Below are 16,727 nucleotides of genomic sequence, written 5' to 3'. Positions count from 1 at the left end.
GTGCCGCTCCCGGCCCCTCCCCGGACCGCTCCCGCCCCTGCCCGTACCACTCCTGACTCCCCTGCCCGTACCGTCCCCTCACGCATCGGAGGACCCCCGTGCGTCTGCACCCCTCGCTCCTGACGGCCGCCGCCGTCTTTGGACTGCTGCTCGTCACCGCCTGCGGCTCGGCCGACCAGGCCGGCGGCGGGAAGCCCGGCGGGCTCAACCCGCCGGACCTGAAGGCGCCGACGGCCCTCGGCTCCCCCGAGGGCCAGGTCAATCTGATCGCCTGGGCCGGCTACGTCGAGGACGGCTCCAACGACCCGGAGGTCGACTGGGTGTCCGGCTTCGAGAAGCAGACCGGCTGCCAGGTGAACGCGAAGACCGCCGCCACCTCGGACGAGATGGTCGCTCTGATGAAGACCGGCGCGTACGACGCGGTCTCGGCGTCCGGTGACGCCTCACTGCGCCTGATCGCGTCCGGCGACGCCGCGCCCGTGAACACCGCACTCGTCCCGCATTACGCGGACGTCTTCGCCGGCCTGAAGAACCAGGAGTGGAACTCGGTCAAAGGCGTCTCCTACGGGATCCCGCACGGGCGCGGCGCCAATCTCCTGATGTACGACACGGCGAAGGTCACCCCCGCGCCCGACTCCTGGTCGGCGGTCTTCGACGGCGCCTCCGCCCACAGCGGCAAGGTCACCGCCTACGACTCCCCCATCTACATCGCCGACGCCGCGCTCTATCTCTCCGCCACCAAGCCGGAGCTGGGCATCAAGAACCCGTACGCACTCGACAAGAAGCAGTTCGACGCGGCGGTCGCCCTGCTCAAGGCGCAGAACGAGCACGTCGGCGAGTACTGGAGCGACTATCTGAAGGAGATCTCCGCCTTCAAGAGCGGCGACTCCGTGGTCGGCACCAGCTGGCAGGTCATCGCCAACCTCGCGCAGGCCGAGGGCGCCAAGGTCGAGGCCGTGCTGCCGAAGGAGGGCGCCACCGGCTGGTCCGACACCTGGATGGTGTCCGCGAAGGCCAAGCACCCCGCCTGCGCCTACAAGTGGCTCGACTGGATCGTCTCACCGAAGACCAATGCGCAGGTCGCCGAGTACTTCGGCGAGGCCCCGGCCAACGCCAGGTCCTGCGCCGAGACCGCCGTCAAGGACCACTGCGCCACGTTCCACGCGAGCGACGAGGAGTACTGGAAGCGGGTCCGCTTCTGGACCACGCCGATCGAGCAGTGCCTCGACGGCCGTACGGACGTGCGCTGCGTGCCGTACGCCTCGTGGGTGCGTGCCTGGAACGAGATCAAGGGCTGACCCTCCCCATGACCGCGCTCTCCCCCGCGCCCACCCCGCCCCCGCGGACCGCCGCGGACCGCCGGACCGCCGCCGACCGGGCCACCGCCTCGGTCCGGCGGTTCGCCGGGGCCCTGCACCGGCGGCCCCGGGTCCGGCTCGCGGCCCTGCTCACCGCGCCGCTGCTGTGGCTGGTGCTCGCCTATCTGGGCTCGCTGGCCGCGCTGTTCCTCTCCGCCTTCTGGACCACCGACTCCTTCACCTCCGAGGTCGTACGGGTCTGGTCGACGCGGAACTTCCAGGAGCTGCTGAGCTCGCCGCTCTACCGGACGGTCGCCCTGCGGACGGTGGGCGTGGCGCTCGCCGTGACGGCGTTGTGCGCGCTCATCGCCTTCCCGCTGGCCTTCTACACGGCCCGGGTGGCGAGCCCGCGCCGCCGCCCGCTGCTCGTGGTCGCGATCCTCACCCCGCTGTGGGCGAGCTATCTGGTCAAGGTGTACGCGTGGCGGCTGATCCTGTCCGAGGGCGGTCCGCTCGACTGGGCGCTGCGGCCGCTGGGCCTCGAAGGGCCGGGGTACGGGCTGACCGCCACCGTCCTGGTCCTGACCTACCTCTGGCTGCCGTACATGATCCTGCCGCTGCACACCGCGCTCGAACAGCTGCCGGACAGCCTGTTGCAGGCGTCGGCGGATCTCGGCGCGCGGGCCGGGCGCACCTTCGTGTCGGTGGTGCTGCCCCTGGTGTGGCCGGCGATGGCGGCCGGATCGGTCTTCACCTTCTCGCTCAGCCTCGGCGACTACATCACCGTGCAGATCGTCGGCGGCAAGACCCAGCTCATCGGCAACCTCGTCTACGCGAACGTCACGCTCGACCTGCCGCTGGCCGCCGCGCTCGGCACCGTGCCGGTGGCCGTGATCGTGCTCTATCTGCTCGCGGTGCGGCGCACCGGGGCGCTGCGCAGCCTCTGACCGCCCGTGAACTCCCCCGAGGCCGGAAGGATCCCGCCCCGATGAACCTCTCCCGACCCGCCCGGATCGCGCTGCGCACCGCGGCCGGGCTCGGCTTCGCCGTCATCTACCTGCCGCTGCTGCTCGTCCTCGTCGGCTCGCTCAACCCGGACCGCTCGGCGAGCTGGCCGCCGCCGGGGCTCACCCTGAAGTGGTGGGCGGCGGCCTGGGAGAACGACGGGGCCCGCGAGGCCCTGTGGACCTCGGTGCGGGCGGGGGTCGCGGCGACCGCCGTGGCGCTTGTGCTCGGCACCCTGATCGCCTTCGCCGTGCAACGGCACTCCTTCTTCGGCCGGGAGGCGGTGTCCTTCGCCGTGGTGCTGCCGATCGCGCTGCCCGGCATCGTCACCGGCATCGCGCTCAACTCCGCCTTCGGGGTGGTCCTGGAGCCGCTGGGGGTGGGCCTCGGGCTCTTCACGGTGGTCGTGGGGCACGCGACCTTCTGCATCGTGGTCGTCTTCAACAACGTGGCGGCGCGGCTGCGGCGGCTGCCCGGCTCCTACGAGGAGGCGGCGACGGACCTGGGCGCGCACACCTTCCGCGCCTTCTGGGACATCACCTTCCCGCTGCTGCGGTCGGCGCTGCTCGCGGGCGGGCTCCTCGCCTTCGCGCTGTCCTTCGACGAGGTGGTGGTGACCACCTTCACCGCCGGTCCCGGGGTGCGGACCCTGCCGTTGTGGATCTTCGACAACATGACCCGGCCTCAGCAGGCACCGGTCGTCAGCGTGGTGGCCGCGCTGCTCGTGCTGCTCTCGGTGGTTCCGATCTACGCGGCCCAGCGGCTGTCCTCGGACACGTCGGGCGGCGGGCGGGTCTGACCCGGCCGGATGCCGGGCGGCGCGCCGCCCGGCCGCACGCTGCTACCTTTCCCGAATGCGGCAATTGCCCTCATTCGATACGCGGGCGGCGGCCCGCCGGGCGGCCCGGCTCGGCCGGCTGCGCCCCTGGACCTGGCCCTGGCCGTGGCGTCGGCGCACCCCGGACACGGTCACGCTGCCCGAGGCGGAGGAGGCCGGGCGGGAGCGGCTGCGGGATCTGGCGGCGCTGCTGTGCGAGCTGGGTTCGGAGCTGCTGCGCGCCGGGGAGCGGACCGCCGAGGTCGAGCTGATCCTGCACGACGTCGCCGCGCGCTACGGGATGCGGGCCCGCTGTTTCGTGGTGCCCACCGGTCTGTTCGTACGGGTCGGCGGCGGCCCCGACGGACGTGGCGGCGAGCTCGACTTCTCCCCGGTCGAGGGCCCGGACCTGCGGCTCGACCAGGTGGAGACGCTGCAGTCGCTCGTCGAGCGGCTGCGGGCCGAGGAGCTGCCGCCGGCGGAGGTACGGGCGGCGCTGGCCGCCGGGCGCGCGCAGCCGGAACGGTTCAGCCCGACGGCGACGGTCTTCGGCTACGTCCTGCTCACGGTCGGCCTGGGCATCGTGCGGCACGCGACGCTCGCGGCCGTGCTCGGTTACGCGGCGCTCGGCGCGGGCGTGGGTCTGCTGCGCCTGTTCGGCGACCGGCTGCCGGCCGCCCGCACGGCCCTTCCGGTGGTCGCCGCAGTCCTGGTCACGGCGGTGTCGCTGCGCTGGGCGGGGCCGGTCCTTCACGAGGAGCCGACCGTCCTCTACATCCCGCCGCTCATCGCCTTCCTGCCCGGCGCCGCGCTCACCCTCGGTGCGATCGAACTCGCCACCGGCGCCGCCCTGTCGGGCATCGCGCGCCTCGCCGGGGCGGTCAACGTGCTGCTGCTTCTGGCCCTCGGCATCCTGGTGGGCACCCAGCTGCTGCACCCCCGGCCGGTGGGCGAGCCGGCGCCGGAGGCGCTCGGCGCGTGGGCGCCCTGGGCCGGGGTGCTGCTGCTCGGCTTCGGCTTCCTGCTCTACTTCTCCGCCCCGCCGCGGATCACCGGCTGGCTGCTCGCCGCCCTGCTCACCGAACGCCTGGTGCAGTCCGCGGCCACCGACCTCGCCGGGACGACCTTCGGCGCGTTCGCGGCGGGGGCACTCCTGCCGCCGATGGCGACCTGGATCGAGCGCCGGGCGCACACCCCGGACCAGGTGGTCTTCCTGCCCTGTTTCTGGCTGCTCGTGCCCGGCGCGGTGGGGCTCACCAGCGTCTCCGAGATCATCGTCGAGGGCGACACGGGCGGCGGTCTGTCCAGTCTGGTCGACACCATCGTGACGGTGGCGGCGATCGCGCTGGGCGTCCTGGTCGGGGCCGGACTCCAGCGCCGGCCCCGTCTGCGTCTCGGCGAACCGGCCGCCGCCTCGCCCGCCGACACCGCCGACGACGCAGGCGCCGCCTCCGAGTCGCTGCCGGGCGCGGGCCGCTGAAGGCGCGTCACACGGGAACGGGGTGGGGTCCGGGCCGGTCCCGGTTCCATTCCAGGGTGACCCGCAGGCTCGCGTCGACGGTGCCCTGCACGACGAGCGCGGTGAGCCTGCCACCCTCCAGGCCGAGCTGGCAGCCGAACTCCACGGTGGCCCGGTCGGGCGCGGCCCGGTGGAGGGCGGCACCGATCTGGTCGGCGAAGGAGGCGAGCGCGGCGGTGACGCCGGACAGGTCGGGCATCCGGCCGCCCCCGAGGCCTTCCAGGCCCTCCAGGTCGTCGGTCCGGTCCGCCGGCCCGCCGAGCGGCCGGGCCTCCACGTACAGCACACCGCCGTCGAGGGCGACTCGGGCGATCTCGGTCCCGGGCTCGGTCCCGGACTCGGACTCGGGCATGCGTCTCCTCCTGTGTCCTCGGTGCGTCAGAGGGCGGGCGTCAGCAGCCCCTCGGGGGCCCCGGAGGCGGCCCCCGGCCCCGCCCCGGGCCCTGCGTCGAGGGCGCCGAGGGCGCTGCCGCGCCGCCACTCGGGCCAGCTCAGGTTCCAGTCTCCGTAACCGTTGTCGAACGGGGTCATCGGCTCCCCGTAACCGTTGACGACCCGCACCACGTCGCCCTCGCGGACGGTGGCGAACAGCCAGGCCGCGTCCTCGGTGCTCATCCCGGTGCAGCCGTGGCTGACGTTCTCGCTGCCCTGCGCGTCGAGCGACCAGGGCGCGGCGTGCAGGTACTCGCCGCTCCAGGTCACCCGGGTGGCCCAGCGGACCTTCAGGTCGTAGAAGTCACCGCTGCCCCGGGCGATGCCGATGGAGTCGCCGCGCATCCGGACGGTCGCCTCCTTGCCGAGGACGACCTTGACCCCGCTGCGGGTGCGGTAGCCGGCCTTGCCGGTGGTGACCGGGATGGTGCGGACCGCCTCGCCGTCGCGCAGCACGGTCATGGTGTGCGCGGCGACGTCCGTGACGGCCTCGATCCGGGCGCCGGTGGTCAGGGTGAGCGGCGCCGAGGGCCCTCCGTACAGGCCGCCGGTGACTCGGACGCCGTCCAGCGTGCTGCGGACCCGGACGGTGGCGTGGGCGGGCCAGAAGTCGCGCGGGCGGTAGTGGAGAGTGGTGGGCCCGACCCAGTGCCAGGCGCCGTCGGCGCGCGGCACGGAGCTGACGAGGAGGGAGCGTTCGACGGCGCGCCGGGCCTCGGGGTCGGTGGCGGGGACGGGGTGGCTGAGCTCGGCGGTGAGCGGCTGCCCGACCCCGTACGCGCCCTTCCCCGGCCCGAATCGGGCGGTCAGCCGCTCCCCGCGGGGGGCCGCCGGGGTGGTCAGGGCGAGTCGGGCCCGGTGCACGATCCGGCGTGTGCCGTGGGCGCGTTCGACGAGCAGGCGCGCGGTGTAGCGGCCGTCGGAGGTGAGCGGCGCGACACTGGTCCAGCGGGCCCCGTCGGGGCTCACGGTCCCGGCGACCCGGCGGCCCTCGTGGTCGGTGACCGTGACGTCGGCGAACCGTCCGGCGGTGCGCAGTGCGAGGTCGACGGGTCCGGCGGCGGCGTCCAGGTCGAGGGTGGTCGCGCGGCCGTCGAGCACCAGGGTGCGCCGGGCGGTGGCGCACATGCCGCGGGCGGGGCAGGCGCCGACGGAGAGCAGTGCGGCTCCGGCAGGGGCGGCCGTCCGGCCGGCTGCCGCGGGCGGGGCCGCGTTGAGTGCGAGCGCCGTGCCGACGGCGACGGACAGCACGCTCCACCCCTTGACGCTTCGGCGTGGCACCACGTCGTACACCCGCCCCTTCTCGTCCGTTCCGCCCCGGACCGCCCGGTCCGACCGCTGCATCAAAACCGATCGAAGGCGAAAAGGATGATCATCCGACCGGGCGTGGCGCACGAGAGACCCGCGAGACGACTCGAAAGCAGCAACGCGGCGCAGTACGGAGGAGCCCAGGAGGGTGCTCGCACGGGGCGCTCAGCGCGGGACCTCGGGTAGCTCCTCGCCGGTCTCCAGGAGGGACTTCAGACTGGAGATCAGCGCGGGCCAGCCCTCCCCGACCAGGCCGCGGATCGTGCCGCCGGGAGCGAGGTCGTCGTGGACGACGGTCAGCTTCACCATGTCCCCGGCCGGATCGATGGTGTACGTGACCCGGGAGCGCCCCTCGTCGACGAGCCGGGCGTAGACCTCCTCGCCGATGCCGACGGCCTGCGCCCATTCGGGGGTGAAGGTGTGCCAGGTGTACGAGAGCATCCGGCCCGGTTCGGCGATGAGGACGACCTGGTCGGGGTCGGCGGTGGTGCGCCCGCCCTCGTCCCAGACCATCGGCGAGCCGACGGCCCAGTCGGTCTCGAAGGCCACGCCCCAGTAGCGGCGGGTCAGTCCGGGCTCGGTGAGCGCCTTCCACAGCTCGTCGGGCGTGGTGCGGATGTACGTCGTGTAGACGAACGCCGCGTTGTCGCCGCGGTCGCCGCTGTGTCTGCTGTCCATCGGGGCTGCTCCATTGCTGACATCGGATCGGCGAGCGGGCGGGCGCCCGGGCGGTCACGGCCGGAGGGCCGCGGCCACCAGTCCCTCGATCGCCCCGGTTCCACCGGACGCCGCGTCCGGCCCGGCGACCACCCGGTCGAGGACGAGCCCGTCCACACAGGCGAGCAGGGTCAGGGTGCGCGCCTCGGGGTCCGCCACGCCCCGGGCGGCGAGGAAGTCCCGTACGGCGTCGCGCCCTGGGTTCTCCCTCGGCACCAGGATGTCCCGCAGTTCGGGGTCGCGCACGCTCTCCAGGACGCAGGCGTAGCGGGCGAGGGAGCGGCGGCGGCCTTCGCCGCTCGTCCGGGCGGCGACGAGCGCGGCGAGACCGTGGCCGAGGTCGTCGGCCGTACGGAGTACGGGGGCGCGTTCGGCGGCCGTGGTCAGTTCGGCCTGGTCGAGCTCGACGAGCCGCCGCACCAGCGCGGTGAGCAGTGCGGAGCGGGTGCGGAAGTACGCGGAGGTCGTACCCGCCGGCAGTCCTGCGGCCGCGTCGACCGCCCGGTGGGTGAGGCCGCGCATCCCGGCGTCGGCGAGGACGCCGAGGGCGGCGTCGGCCAGCAGGGTGCGGCGGGCGGGCGGCGCACCGCGGGTGGGGGCGGGCTTCTCGGATGTCACCCCCTCTTTCTACACCTGTAGAGGACACCGGCTAGTCTTCTACAGATGTAGAAGACCCGAGACCGCAGGGAGTGGGAGCATGGGACGCACCGCCGTCGTCGTCGGCGCCGGGATAGGCGGTCTGGCCGCCGCCGTGGGACTCCGCAGGATCGGCTGGGAGGTGACGGTGCTGGACCGTGCGCCGGTCCTCGCCGACGCGGGCGCCGGGATCTCCCTCGCCGCCAACGGGATCCGCGCCCTGGACGCGCTCGGTGTCGGCACGGCCGTACGAGCCGGCGGGCGCGGCCAGTACACCGGCGGCACCCGCACCCCGGACGGCTCCTGGCTGGCCCGGATGGACGGGGCCGCGCTCGAACGCGCCCTGGGCTCCCCCATCGTGGGCATCCCGCGCGCCGAGCTGCACCGTCTGCTGCGCGAGGCCCTGGGCGCCGACGGGGCGCCGCGCACCGGCATGACGGCGACGGGCGCGGACACGCTCCCGGGCGGCGAGCGGGCGCGGGTGGAACTGCGCGCGGCGGGGGCGGCGACCGGGACCGAGACCCTGGAGGCGGACCTGGTGGTCGCCGCCGACGGGATCGGCAGCCGCATCCGTACGGCTCTGTTCCCGGCGCATCCCGGCCCCGCGTACAGCGGTTCGACCGTGCTGCGGGCGATCACGGACCGCCCGCTGGACCTCCGTACCGACTTCGAGATCACGTGGGGGCGCGGGGCGGAGTTCGGGCACATCGCGTTCGCCGACGGACGGGCCGAGTGGCACGCGGTGCTCAACGCGCCCGCCGGCGTGCGCCCCGCCGATCCGCTAGCGGCACTGCGCCGGCGCTTCGCCGACTGGCACGCGCCGGTGCCGGAACTGCTGGCCGCGACCAGCCCCGGGACGGTCCTCCACCACGACATCCACGAACTGGCCACTCCCCTGCCGTCCTTCGTCGCCGGACGGGTGGTGCTGCTCGGCGACGCCGCACACGCGATGACCCCGAACCTCGGTCAGGGCGCCTGCCAGGCCCTGGAGGACGCGGTGGTCCTGGCGGCCGAACTCGACGGGGCCACGGACGTGGCCGCGGCGCTCGCCCGGTACGACGCCGTGCGCCGTCCGCGCACCACGGCCGTGGCCGCGGGGGCCCGCCGCGCGGGGCGGATGGGCCAGCAGTTGAGCCACCCGCTCGCGGTGCCGCTGCGCAACGCCCTGCTGCGGCTCGCCCCCTCGGGCGCGGCGGCCCGGGCGATCCTCCGGCACGCCGCCTGGACCCCGCCCCTCACCAGCGCTTTCGTGGGTGAATAGGTGTGGAGGAAACTATTCAACGGACTGCTAGTTTGTCCGGATGTCTCTCAAGCACGCGGTCCTGGCGGCTCTCCTGGAGGGCGAGGCGTCGGGGTACGACCTGGCCAAGCTCTTCGACGTGTCCGTGGCCAACTTCTGGGCGGCCACGCCGCAGCAGCTCTACCGGGAGCTGGACCGGCTCTCCGAGGCCGGTCTGATCGCGGCGCGGGTGGTGCAGCAGGAACGCCGCCCCAACAAGCGCATGTTCACCCTCACCGACACGGGCCTGGCCGACCTCCTCGCGTACACGGCGCACCAGCCCAAGCCGACGGCGGTCCGCGACGACCTCCTCGTCCAGGTCCAGGCGTGCGACGCGGGAGACACGGCGGCGGTGCGGGAGCACGTGCGGGAGCGGATGGAGGGGGCGCGGGGGAAGCTCGCGCGCTATCGGCGGATGCGCGAGCGGATGCTCGACGGGCGGGACGAGGAGACCTATCTCCGCGAGTCCGAGCGGGTCGGCCCGTATCTGACCCTGCTGCGCGGCATGGCCTTCGAGGAGGAGAACGTGCGCTGGGGCGAGCGGACCCTCGCGGTCCTCGGCGAGCGCGAGGCGCGGCGGGCCGCGGGCGACGCCGGCCGCGCGGCCCCCGCCCGCTGACCGGCACGTTCCTGCCGGGACGGTCCTGCCGGCACGGTCCCGCCGGGACGGAACGTACGGCCGGGCGGGTGACGGGCGGGGCTACCGTGGGGTAGCGTCCGCTTCCATGAACGTCGGTGACATCGTCGAGGACTTCACCCTTCCGGATGAAACGGGCACGCCCCGCTCCCTCTCCGGACTGCTGGCCGACGGTCCCGTCGTGCTCTTCTTCTACCCGGCGGCACTCACGCCCGGCTGCACCGCCGAGGCCTGCCACTTCCGGGACCTCGCGGGCGAGTTCCACGCGGTCGGAGCGCGGCCGGTCGGCATCAGCACGGACGAGGTGGCGCGGCAGCAGGAGTTCGCCGACCGGCACTCGCTGGGCTATCCGTTGCTGTCCGACCCGTCCGGTGAGATCCGCGACCGGTTCGGCGTGAAGCGGGGCTTCACGCTCGCGCCGACGAAGCGGATCACCTTCGTCATCGACCAGGACCACAGGGTGCTCGAAGTGGTGCGCAGCGAGCTGCGGATGTCCGCCCACGCGGACAAGGCGCTCGCCGCGCTGCGCGCCCGCCGAGTCTGAGGCCCGCCCGGCCTGAGCGGGGCGGCCGCCGGGAAGACGCCCCATCCGAACACGGGGGCCGCGGGGTCGCACCCGGAGCCGGTCACGACATGCGCGGTTCCGAGGGTTCGGCGAGACTCGCTGCTACGCGAGGCCTCCACGGCCTGGCCGGAAACGGAGTTTCGGCATGGACGACTACCCCCTGCTCAACGTCTTCTGGACCATGCTCTGGTTCTTCCTCTGGATCATGTGGCTGTTCCTGCTGTTCAAGATCTTCACGGACATCTTCCGTGACCACGAGATGAACGGCTGGGGCAAGGCGGGCTGGATCATCTTCTGCATCCTGCTGCCCTTCCTCGGCGTCCTCGTGTACGTGATCGCGCGCGGCAAGGGCATGACCCAGCGGGACGTCAAGCAGGCCAAGGAATCCGAGGCGGCCTTCCAGGACTACATCCGCAAGACGGCGGGGACGGCGCCGGCCGGCGGCGGGGGCGGCAGCAGCGCCGACGAACTCTCGCGGCTCTCCGACCTGAAGGACAAGGGCGCCATCACGGAGGAGGAGTTCCAGCGGGCGAAGGCCAAGGTCCTGTCCTGAGCCCTCCGGAGGGCGAGCGGGAGGACACGCCGGCCCACCTGGTCCGGTCGCTGCTGCACGAGGCGGTGGCCACGCCCGGCCGGCTGCCGGAGGTGCTCGCCGCGTTCGCGCCGCGCCGTCTCGGTCCGGGAGCGGACCGGACGGTGCGGCGGCTGCGTGCCGGTCTTCCGGAGGCGGCGCCGGACGAACTGCACGCCCGGCTCGTGCGGCGCGGCACCCGGTCGGCGTCCGCCGAGGGCGCGTTCGTCGGCGGGCCGTTCCTGCTCCTCGTGCCCTTCGCCTTCTGCGCCGCGTTGCTGTCGCAGGCCCGTACCGTCCTCCAACTGGCGGCGCTCACCGGCCGGGACCCGGCGGATCCCGAGCGGGCCGCCGAATTCCTCGTCCTCCAGGGGGTGTACGCCGACACGGACACCGCCCGGGCCGCGCTCGCCACGGACGCGGCGACCGGGGAGAAGGGGGACCGGGGCCGAGACGGGGGCGGAGACGGGGAGGGGGATGGTGCGGGGGCACGGCGGGGGCGGATCACGGCGCTGTGGGGCCTGAGCATGCGGATGGCCAAGCTGCTCGGGGTGCTGACGCCGTCCGCGGACGGCGCGGGACGGGTCGTCCGGACCGGGCGGTACGCGCTGACGGGGGCGGTGTTCCTGGTGGGCCTGGTGGCGCCGCTGGTATGGCTGCCCTATCTGGCGTACACCTATCGGCGCAACACCCTCCAGCTGCTCGACCGGGCGACGGTCTTCTACGCGGGGAAGCCGATTCCGCGCCGGAGCACACGGCTCGACGCGGCGATGGTCCTCGCGCTCGCGCGGGCGGCCCTGTCGCTGCTCGTGCCGGTGGTGGGGGTGCTCGGGGTGCTGATCGCGGACGCGAGGATCGCCGGCGACCGCTGGCCGGTGCTCGGCATCGTCCTCATCCTCTGCTCGGTGGGCGTCGGCGGGTGGTGGGCCTGGCGGCAGTGGCGCCGGTGGCACAGCTGACGGGGAATGCGATGCGCATCACCCGCCCCTGAATACGAATCTGAAATACGCCTTTGATACGGTCGGATCGTGCGGTTGACGAGATTCACCGACCTGGCGCTGCGTGCCGTGATGCGCCTGGCGGTCACCGGTCAGGACGAGACCCCCACCACCCGGGAGGTGGCGGACTCGATGGCAGTTCCGTACGCCCACATGGCGAAGGTGGTCACCAGACTGCAGCACCTCGGCGTGGTCGAGGCGCGCCGGGGTCGCGGCGGCGGGCTCGCGCTCACGGAGCTCGGACGCCGGTCCTCGGTGGGCTGGCTGACCCGGACCCTGGAGGGGGACGACGAGGTCGTCGCCTGCGAGGGCGATACACCGTGCCCGCTGCGGACGGCCTGCCGACTGCGCGGAGTGCTGCGCCAGGCACAGGAGGCGTTCTACCGCACGCTCGATCCACTCACCGTCGCCGATCTCGTGGAGTCCCCCACCGGGCCGGTGCTCCTCACCCTGTCGCCCCGCCCACCTGGCGACTGACCCTTCCGGCTCCCGCCCTCCCCCGGGCGGTTTTCTCCCCCCTTTAAATAGGTAGATCATCTACCAGTTTAGGAGCTCTCATGCTGTCCGAGCAGGCCGTACCGGTCGTCCGCGCCACCCTCCCCGCCGTCGGCGGCGCCCTCGACGAGATCACCGAGCGCTTCTACGCGGGCATGTTCGCCGCCCACCCCGAGCTGCTGCGGGATCTGTTCAACCGCGGGAACCAGGCGACCGGCGACCAGCGCAAGGCACTGGCCGGCTCCATAGCCGCCTTCGCGGGCGCCCTGCTGGAGCACCCCGGCACCCGTCCCGACGTGATGCTCTCGCGGATCGCCCACAAGCACGCCTCGCTCGGCGTCACCTCGGAGCAGTACAAGATCGTCCACGAGCACCTCTTCGCCGCGATCGTCGCCGTCCTCGGCGACGCCGTGACGCCGGAGGTCGCCCAGGCCTGGGACGAGGTCTACTGGCTGATGGCCAACGCCCTCATCGCGCTCGAGGCCCGGCTCTACCAGGAGCGCGGGGTCGCGGAGGGCGAGGTCTGGCACACGATGGAGATCGCCGGGCGGGAGGAGGAGACCGACGACACCGTCTCCTTCACGCTGCGCCACACCGACGGCCGGCCCGCCGCGGCCTTCCGGCCCGGCCAGTACGTGAGCGTCCAGGTCACGCTGCCCGACGGCGCCCGGCAGATCCGCCAGTACAGCCTGTCCACCGCCCCGGGCCGCCCCGACCTGCGGATCACCGTCAAGCGCGTGGACGGCGACCCGGCCGGTGAGGTCTCCTCCTGGCTGCACGCCCACGGCGCCGTCGGCGACCAGGTCACCGTGTCCGAACCCTTCGGCGACCTGGTGCTGCCCGAGGGCGACGGCCCGCTCCTGCTCGCCTCGGCCGGCATCGGCTCCACCCCCATGCTGGCGATGCTCGACCACCTCGTCGCGACCCGTTCGACCCGCCCGGTCACCGTCGTCCACGCCGACCGCTCCCCCGCCGGCCACGCCCACCGCGAGGAGCTGCGCCGACTGGTCGACGCGCTGCCGCAGGGCTCGCTGCACCTCTGGTACGAGGAGCCGGGCGCCGCGGACGCCCGCCCGGGCCGCGCCGACGTCACCGCGCTCGACCTGCCGGAGGGCGTGACCGCCTACCTGTGCGGCCCGCTGCCCTTCATGCGCGCGGTGCGCGGCGACCTGATCGGCCGCGGTGTCGCCGCGGCGGACGTGCACTACGAGGTCTTCGGCCCCGACCTGTGGCTGGGTGCCGCGGCCTGATCGCCGGCCCTCCCCCGCCCGGCGCCCATGAGGCGCCGGGCTTCGGCGTCCTGGCGGGGCCCGAACAGCGGGCGGCGGAGCGCTGCGGACGGATCCGCCGAGCCGGCCTGCTCAGCAGCCGGTGGCCCAGATGTGGGAGTCGCCGCGGTCGTTGGCGGCCCCGTTGTAGCCGACCTCCTGGCCGGGGGCCAGACAGATGGTCATGGAGCCGCCCTGCCAGGCGGACTCGTAGACCTGGACGTAGTCCTTGATACCGGGTCCCGAGATGCCGTGGTTGGCCCAGGACGAGTCGGTGTCGGCGATCCAGCTCTCCCACCAGCCGTCGTCGCCGCTCCAGTTGGCGCGCTGGCCGCCGAAGTCGGCGTCCTGCCAGGCGCAGAACTCCCCAGAGGGGCATTCGGCGGCGGTGGCGGGCGCCGTCAGGGCGAGGCCGGCGGCGAGTGCGAGCAGGGCCGCCGTGGTGGGGCCGAGGAGTCGCTTCATGAAGTATCGGCGCCTTCCTTCTCGGGTTTCTCGGGTTTCTCGGGTCAGTCGGGTTTCGCTGTTTCCGCGGAGGACGCGGGTTTCTCGGTGGGGTTCGCGGACAGTTCGGCCGCCCGCCGCAGTGCGCGGGCGCGCAGCTGCTCGTAGAGGGCGACCTGCTCGCGGTGCAGGGTGCGTACGGTGGCGAGCTCGGCGGGTTCGAGCCGGGCACGGACATCGGCGAGGCCGCTCTCGCGGGTGCAGCGTTCGGCGACCACGGGGTCGGGGCGGCCGGCGCGCGGCCCTCCGGAGGGCGCGGCGCAGCGGGTCCAGCGGTCGAGGGCGGCGCGGTGCGCGGGGTCGTCCTTCATCCGGGCCTGGGCCTCGGCGCGCAGGTTGTCGACGGTGACCTGGGCGCGGAACCAGCGGTGCTGGTCGCCGTACAGCTCCTGCCGGGCGGCGGCGAGGCAGCCGTCGCTGTTGGCGGTGACCGTGAGTCCGGTGGCGAGGGTGAGGGAGAGCTCGCGGGGGTCGCGGCCGAAGAGCGCGGTCTGGAGTCGGGTGTCGGCGGCGGAGCCGGGGCGGGCCGCGGGCGCGCGGGCCTGGGAGACCGGGGGCGGGGTGAGGCCCTGGGCGTCGAGGCAGTCGTCGACGAGCCGCTGCTCGGCGGCCTTGAGGAGCCGGTCCTGCGCCTGTCGGATGGCGGGTGCGGTGGCGGTGGGCCCGGTCGCTCCGGCGGGTCCGGCAGGTGCGGCGGGGTGCGGGTGCACGGTGGCGCAGCCGGCGAGGACGAGCGCGGCGGCAGCCGCGAGGAGGGTGTGACGGGGTGCGGAGCGGGTCGCACGGCGGGACGCGTGGCGCAATGTTCCCCCTGGTGGCAGGCCTGGGCGGTGGTGTCCGGCGGTGTGATCGCCGCCGCTTCGTGGCGATCAATGCCCGGTGCCGGGGTGGCCATGCGGGGCGGTGCGTCGACTCACTCGAAGGGGGCGAACGCGCCGGGGCGCGCGCCGCCAACAGGGGGTTCGCGGGTGGTGCGGCGCCCGCGCGGGAACGACAGAGCCCCGGCTGGACGGGGGGTTCCAGCCGGGGCCGTTTGCCGTGACGTGGGGAAGAGCGGTCGCCGCTGAGGGGGGACCAGGGGACCGGGCCCCTTCGCCGTCACATAAGGATGAACGGTAAACCTCCACCCATTGTTCCGCCTTGCGCCCTGTGCCGGGTGTGAGCCCGCTCACCCCCTTTGACCTATTCGGTCAGTCGTCCTTCTCGGGGCGGTAGACCGTCCCGGGCTCGGCCTTTCCGGGGGCGATGAGCTGCGGCACGGTGACGAAGGTGTAGCCGCGGCGCTTGAGCTCGTCGATGATGCCGGGCACTGCCGGGACCGTGCCGCCGTATATGTCGTGCAGCAGGATGATGCCGTCGCCGTGGGCCTGGTCGAGCACGCGCTGACGTATGAGGGCGGTGTCCTCGGTGGAGTAGTCCTTGGCGGTGATGCTCCACAGGACCTGCGACAGGCCGAGTTCCCGGCTCACCTCGGAGACCGTCTCGTCGGTGCGGCCCTGCGGCGGGCGCATCAGGGTGGGCTTCCTGCCGGTGATCTTCGCTATCGCGTCCTGGGTACGGGACAGCTCGTCGCGGACCTCGGCGGCGTCGAGGTCGGTCAGGATCTGGTGGGTCCAGGTGTGGTTGGCGACCTCGTGGCCCTCGTCGGAGATGCGCTTGACGACCTGGGGGTAGCGCTGGACGTGCTTCTGGCCGAGCAGGAAGAAGGTCGCGTGGACCTGCTTCTCCTTGAGGATGTCGAGCAGCTTCGGGGTGTCCTCGCCGGGGCCCGCGTCGAAGGTGAGGGCGATGCACTTGGCCTTGGCGCAGTCGACGGCCGCCGGTGCGCCCGCTCCGAACTTTCCGCCGGTCCCCGCCTTGCCGTCCGTTGCGGCCTTCTCGCGTGCCTCGCCGGGCGTGACCGTGTCGGCCGAGCATCCGGTGAGGGAGACGGCGAGCGTCGCAGCGGCGAGCAGAGCGAGGGCGGCGCCCCGACGTCGTCGGCCCGGCCTGGTTCGGAACATGTGCGACCCGCTTTCCCCGAGAGATCAATGCGTAGGCAAGGGCCCTCGCCTGGTCACGGCGGGGGCCCTGTCGTTCGCCGACGACTCTACACACGGTGTATAGCCGGGGAAGGAGGGGGGTCGGCGGCCTGCGCACGGCGGCCCCGGGCGGCGCCCGTCCGCGTCGCCCGGGGTCGATGGGGGGAAGCTCCTCGCCCGTCAGCGGGACGCGAGGAGGAGGCGGGCCTCGGTCTCCTGGTCGCCGGAGACGGACTGGAGGGACTGGATGTCGAAGGAGCGCGCGAGCACCCTCTCGACCTCGTCGACGGCGTGGTACCCGCCGGTGAGCAGCGCGCCGACCATGCCGGTCAGCGGCACGGACGCGGACTCCTCGTGCCGGCCGCCCGCCGTGTCGAACGTGGCCATCCAGACGGTGGTGGCGGGCGAGGTCGCCGCCTCCGGGCCCGGCGTCGTCATGTCCTCCAGCTGATAAGTGCGATCGAGGACGTCGAAGACGGCCTGGGCGTCCTCCCGGCAGCAGTCGCTCAGCTGCACGGTGACATCGGTGTCGATGTGCAAGTCGTACACGGCGCTCATCTCCTCGTATGCCCGATTCCAGCATCCCTCCTGGCGCGGCCACCCGCGAGGCTCCCGGTGGCGGGCCGGCCGTCCGGTCCGCACGGTGGAGGGAGAACG

General features: G+C 73.6%; 19 protein-coding genes. 11 read left to right on the top strand and 8 right to left on the bottom strand.

The window, feature by feature from the left end:
• Nucleotides 1-98 precede the first annotated feature (98 nt).
• The 4 genes from AB0M18_RS20280 to AB0M18_RS20265 all read left to right on the top strand — a co-directional run bounded on the left by AB0M18_RS20280 (nucleotide 99) and on the right by AB0M18_RS20265 (nucleotide 4,600).
• Nucleotides 99-1,298 (top strand): ABC transporter substrate-binding protein, encoded by a 1,200-nt coding sequence (locus AB0M18_RS20280; protein ID WP_365759849.1) that lies wholly within the window; start codon nucleotides 99-101, stop codon nucleotides 1,296-1,298.
• 8 nt (nucleotides 1,299-1,306) lie between these two features.
• A complete protein-coding gene (locus tag AB0M18_RS20275; RefSeq protein WP_365759847.1) occupies nucleotides 1,307-2,245 on the top strand; it encodes an ABC transporter permease in 939 nt (312 codons plus the stop codon).
• Between the two features lie 41 nt (nucleotides 2,246-2,286).
• Nucleotides 2,287-3,102: an ABC transporter permease gene (locus AB0M18_RS20270; protein WP_365759845.1), complete on the top strand. Its 816-nt coding sequence runs from the start codon at nucleotides 2,287-2,289 to the stop codon at nucleotides 3,100-3,102.
• Nucleotides 3,103-3,166: 64 nt separating this feature from the next.
• A complete protein-coding gene (locus AB0M18_RS20265) occupies nucleotides 3,167-4,600 on the top strand; it encodes a threonine/serine exporter family protein (protein WP_365759843.1) in 1,434 nt (477 codons plus the stop codon).
• Between the two features lie 7 nt (nucleotides 4,601-4,607).
• Here AB0M18_RS20265 and AB0M18_RS20260 read toward each other — a convergent pair whose 3' ends face one another.
• The 4 genes from AB0M18_RS20260 to AB0M18_RS20245 all read right to left on the bottom strand — a co-directional run bounded on the left by AB0M18_RS20260 (nucleotide 4,608) and on the right by AB0M18_RS20245 (nucleotide 7,714).
• Nucleotides 4,608-4,991, bottom strand: a complete 384-nt coding sequence (locus tag AB0M18_RS20260; RefSeq protein WP_365759841.1) for a CU044_2847 family protein — start codon at nucleotides 4,989-4,991, stop codon at nucleotides 4,608-4,610.
• Nucleotides 4,992-5,017: 26 nt separating this feature from the next.
• Nucleotides 5,018-6,415: an Ig-like domain-containing protein gene (locus AB0M18_RS20255; protein ID WP_365759839.1), complete on the bottom strand. Its 1,398-nt coding sequence runs from the start codon at nucleotides 6,413-6,415 to the stop codon at nucleotides 5,018-5,020.
• A gap of 129 nt (nucleotides 6,416-6,544) precedes the next feature.
• On the bottom strand, nucleotides 6,545-7,057 hold the full coding sequence (locus tag AB0M18_RS20250; RefSeq protein WP_365759837.1) for an SRPBCC family protein: 513 nt from the start codon (nucleotides 7,055-7,057) through the stop codon (nucleotides 6,545-6,547).
• Nucleotides 7,058-7,111: 54 nt separating this feature from the next.
• Nucleotides 7,112-7,714, bottom strand: a complete 603-nt coding sequence (locus AB0M18_RS20245; protein ID WP_365759835.1) for a TetR family transcriptional regulator C-terminal domain-containing protein — start codon at nucleotides 7,712-7,714, stop codon at nucleotides 7,112-7,114.
• A 79-nt stretch (nucleotides 7,715-7,793) separates the two neighbouring features.
• Between AB0M18_RS20245 and AB0M18_RS20240 the strand changes: the two genes are divergently transcribed.
• From AB0M18_RS20240 to AB0M18_RS20210, 7 genes are all read left to right on the top strand, one after another.
• Entirely contained in the window at nucleotides 7,794-8,993 is a 1,200-nt protein-coding gene (locus tag AB0M18_RS20240; protein WP_365759833.1) for an FAD-dependent monooxygenase, read from the top strand.
• 40 nt (nucleotides 8,994-9,033) lie between these two features.
• Nucleotides 9,034-9,630, top strand: a complete 597-nt coding sequence (locus AB0M18_RS20235; RefSeq protein WP_365759831.1) for a PadR family transcriptional regulator — start codon at nucleotides 9,034-9,036, stop codon at nucleotides 9,628-9,630.
• A gap of 106 nt (nucleotides 9,631-9,736) precedes the next feature.
• Nucleotides 9,737-10,192 carry a peroxiredoxin gene (locus AB0M18_RS20230; protein WP_365759829.1) on the top strand — a complete coding sequence of 152 codons (456 nt, stop codon included), beginning with the start codon at nucleotides 9,737-9,739 and terminating at the stop codon, nucleotides 10,190-10,192.
• A 166-nt stretch (nucleotides 10,193-10,358) separates the two neighbouring features.
• Nucleotides 10,359-10,766, top strand: coding sequence for an SHOCT domain-containing protein (locus tag AB0M18_RS20225; RefSeq protein WP_365759827.1), 408 nt, complete (start codon nucleotides 10,359-10,361; stop codon nucleotides 10,764-10,766).
• A 65-nt stretch (nucleotides 10,767-10,831) separates the two neighbouring features.
• Nucleotides 10,832-11,743 carry a hypothetical protein gene (locus AB0M18_RS20220; RefSeq protein WP_365759825.1) on the top strand — a complete coding sequence of 304 codons (912 nt, stop codon included), beginning with the start codon at nucleotides 10,832-10,834 and terminating at the stop codon, nucleotides 11,741-11,743.
• A 69-nt stretch (nucleotides 11,744-11,812) separates the two neighbouring features.
• Entirely contained in the window at nucleotides 11,813-12,259 is a 447-nt protein-coding gene (locus AB0M18_RS20215) for an Rrf2 family transcriptional regulator (protein WP_365759823.1), read from the top strand.
• 80 nt (nucleotides 12,260-12,339) lie between these two features.
• Nucleotides 12,340-13,527: a globin domain-containing protein gene (locus tag AB0M18_RS20210; protein ID WP_365759820.1), complete on the top strand. Its 1,188-nt coding sequence runs from the start codon at nucleotides 12,340-12,342 to the stop codon at nucleotides 13,525-13,527.
• Between the two features lie 111 nt (nucleotides 13,528-13,638).
• Here AB0M18_RS20210 and AB0M18_RS20205 read toward each other — a convergent pair whose 3' ends face one another.
• The 4 genes from AB0M18_RS20205 to AB0M18_RS20190 all read right to left on the bottom strand — a co-directional run bounded on the left by AB0M18_RS20205 (nucleotide 13,639) and on the right by AB0M18_RS20190 (nucleotide 16,628).
• On the bottom strand, nucleotides 13,639-14,010 hold the full coding sequence (locus tag AB0M18_RS20205; protein WP_365759818.1) for a peptidase inhibitor family I36 protein: 372 nt from the start codon (nucleotides 14,008-14,010) through the stop codon (nucleotides 13,639-13,641).
• Between the two features lie 44 nt (nucleotides 14,011-14,054).
• The gene (locus AB0M18_RS20200; RefSeq protein WP_365759816.1) at nucleotides 14,055-14,852 is read right to left on the bottom strand and encodes a hypothetical protein; all 798 of its coding nucleotides are present in this window, start codon (nucleotides 14,850-14,852) and stop codon (nucleotides 14,055-14,057) included.
• A 387-nt stretch (nucleotides 14,853-15,239) separates the two neighbouring features.
• Entirely contained in the window at nucleotides 15,240-16,052 is an 813-nt protein-coding gene (locus AB0M18_RS20195) for a polysaccharide deacetylase family protein (RefSeq protein ID WP_365759814.1), read from the bottom strand.
• A 198-nt stretch (nucleotides 16,053-16,250) separates the two neighbouring features.
• Complete coding sequence (locus AB0M18_RS20190; protein WP_365759812.1) at nucleotides 16,251-16,628, bottom strand: hypothetical protein; 378 nt, start codon at nucleotides 16,626-16,628, stop codon at nucleotides 16,251-16,253.
• Nucleotides 16,629-16,727: the final 99 nt, after the last annotated feature.

The organism is Streptomyces sp. NPDC051909 (genome assembly GCF_040681095.1).
Lineage (GTDB): Bacteria > Actinomycetota > Actinomycetes > Streptomycetales > Streptomycetaceae > Streptomyces.
Note: the sequence above shows the minus strand (reverse complement) of the source record. Positions and strands in the feature narration are given on the sequence as shown.

Bases quoted from the DNA above. Each gene is read 5' to 3' on its own strand.
- AB0M18_RS20255 (WP_365759839.1), bottom strand. From the start codon at position 6,415: ATGCAGCGGTCGGACCGGGCGGTCCGGGGCGGAACGGACGAGAAGGGG.
- AB0M18_RS20275 (WP_365759847.1), top strand. From the start codon at position 1,307: ATGACCGCGCTCTCCCCCGCGCCCACCCCGCCCCCGCGGACCGCCGCG.
- AB0M18_RS20190 (WP_365759812.1), bottom strand. From the start codon at position 16,628: ATGAGCGCCGTGTACGACTTGCACATCGACACCGATGTCACCGTGCAG.
- AB0M18_RS20270 (WP_365759845.1), top strand. From the start codon at position 2,287: ATGAACCTCTCCCGACCCGCCCGGATCGCGCTGCGCACCGCGGCCGGG.
- AB0M18_RS20210 (WP_365759820.1), top strand. From the start codon at position 12,340: ATGCTGTCCGAGCAGGCCGTACCGGTCGTCCGCGCCACCCTCCCCGCC.
- AB0M18_RS20250 (WP_365759837.1), bottom strand. From the start codon at position 7,057: ATGGACAGCAGACACAGCGGCGACCGCGGCGACAACGCGGCGTTCGTC.
- AB0M18_RS20225 (WP_365759827.1), top strand. From the start codon at position 10,359: ATGGACGACTACCCCCTGCTCAACGTCTTCTGGACCATGCTCTGGTTC.
- AB0M18_RS20235 (WP_365759831.1), top strand. From the start codon at position 9,034: ATGTCTCTCAAGCACGCGGTCCTGGCGGCTCTCCTGGAGGGCGAGGCG.
- AB0M18_RS20260 (WP_365759841.1), bottom strand. From the start codon at position 4,991: ATGCCCGAGTCCGAGTCCGGGACCGAGCCCGGGACCGAGATCGCCCGA.
- AB0M18_RS20240 (WP_365759833.1), top strand. From the start codon at position 7,794: ATGGGACGCACCGCCGTCGTCGTCGGCGCCGGGATAGGCGGTCTGGCC.
- AB0M18_RS20230 (WP_365759829.1), top strand. From the start codon at position 9,737: ATGAACGTCGGTGACATCGTCGAGGACTTCACCCTTCCGGATGAAACG.
- AB0M18_RS20205 (WP_365759818.1), bottom strand. From the start codon at position 14,010: ATGAAGCGACTCCTCGGCCCCACCACGGCGGCCCTGCTCGCACTCGCC.
- AB0M18_RS20195 (WP_365759814.1), bottom strand. From the start codon at position 16,052: ATGTTCCGAACCAGGCCGGGCCGACGACGTCGGGGCGCCGCCCTCGCT.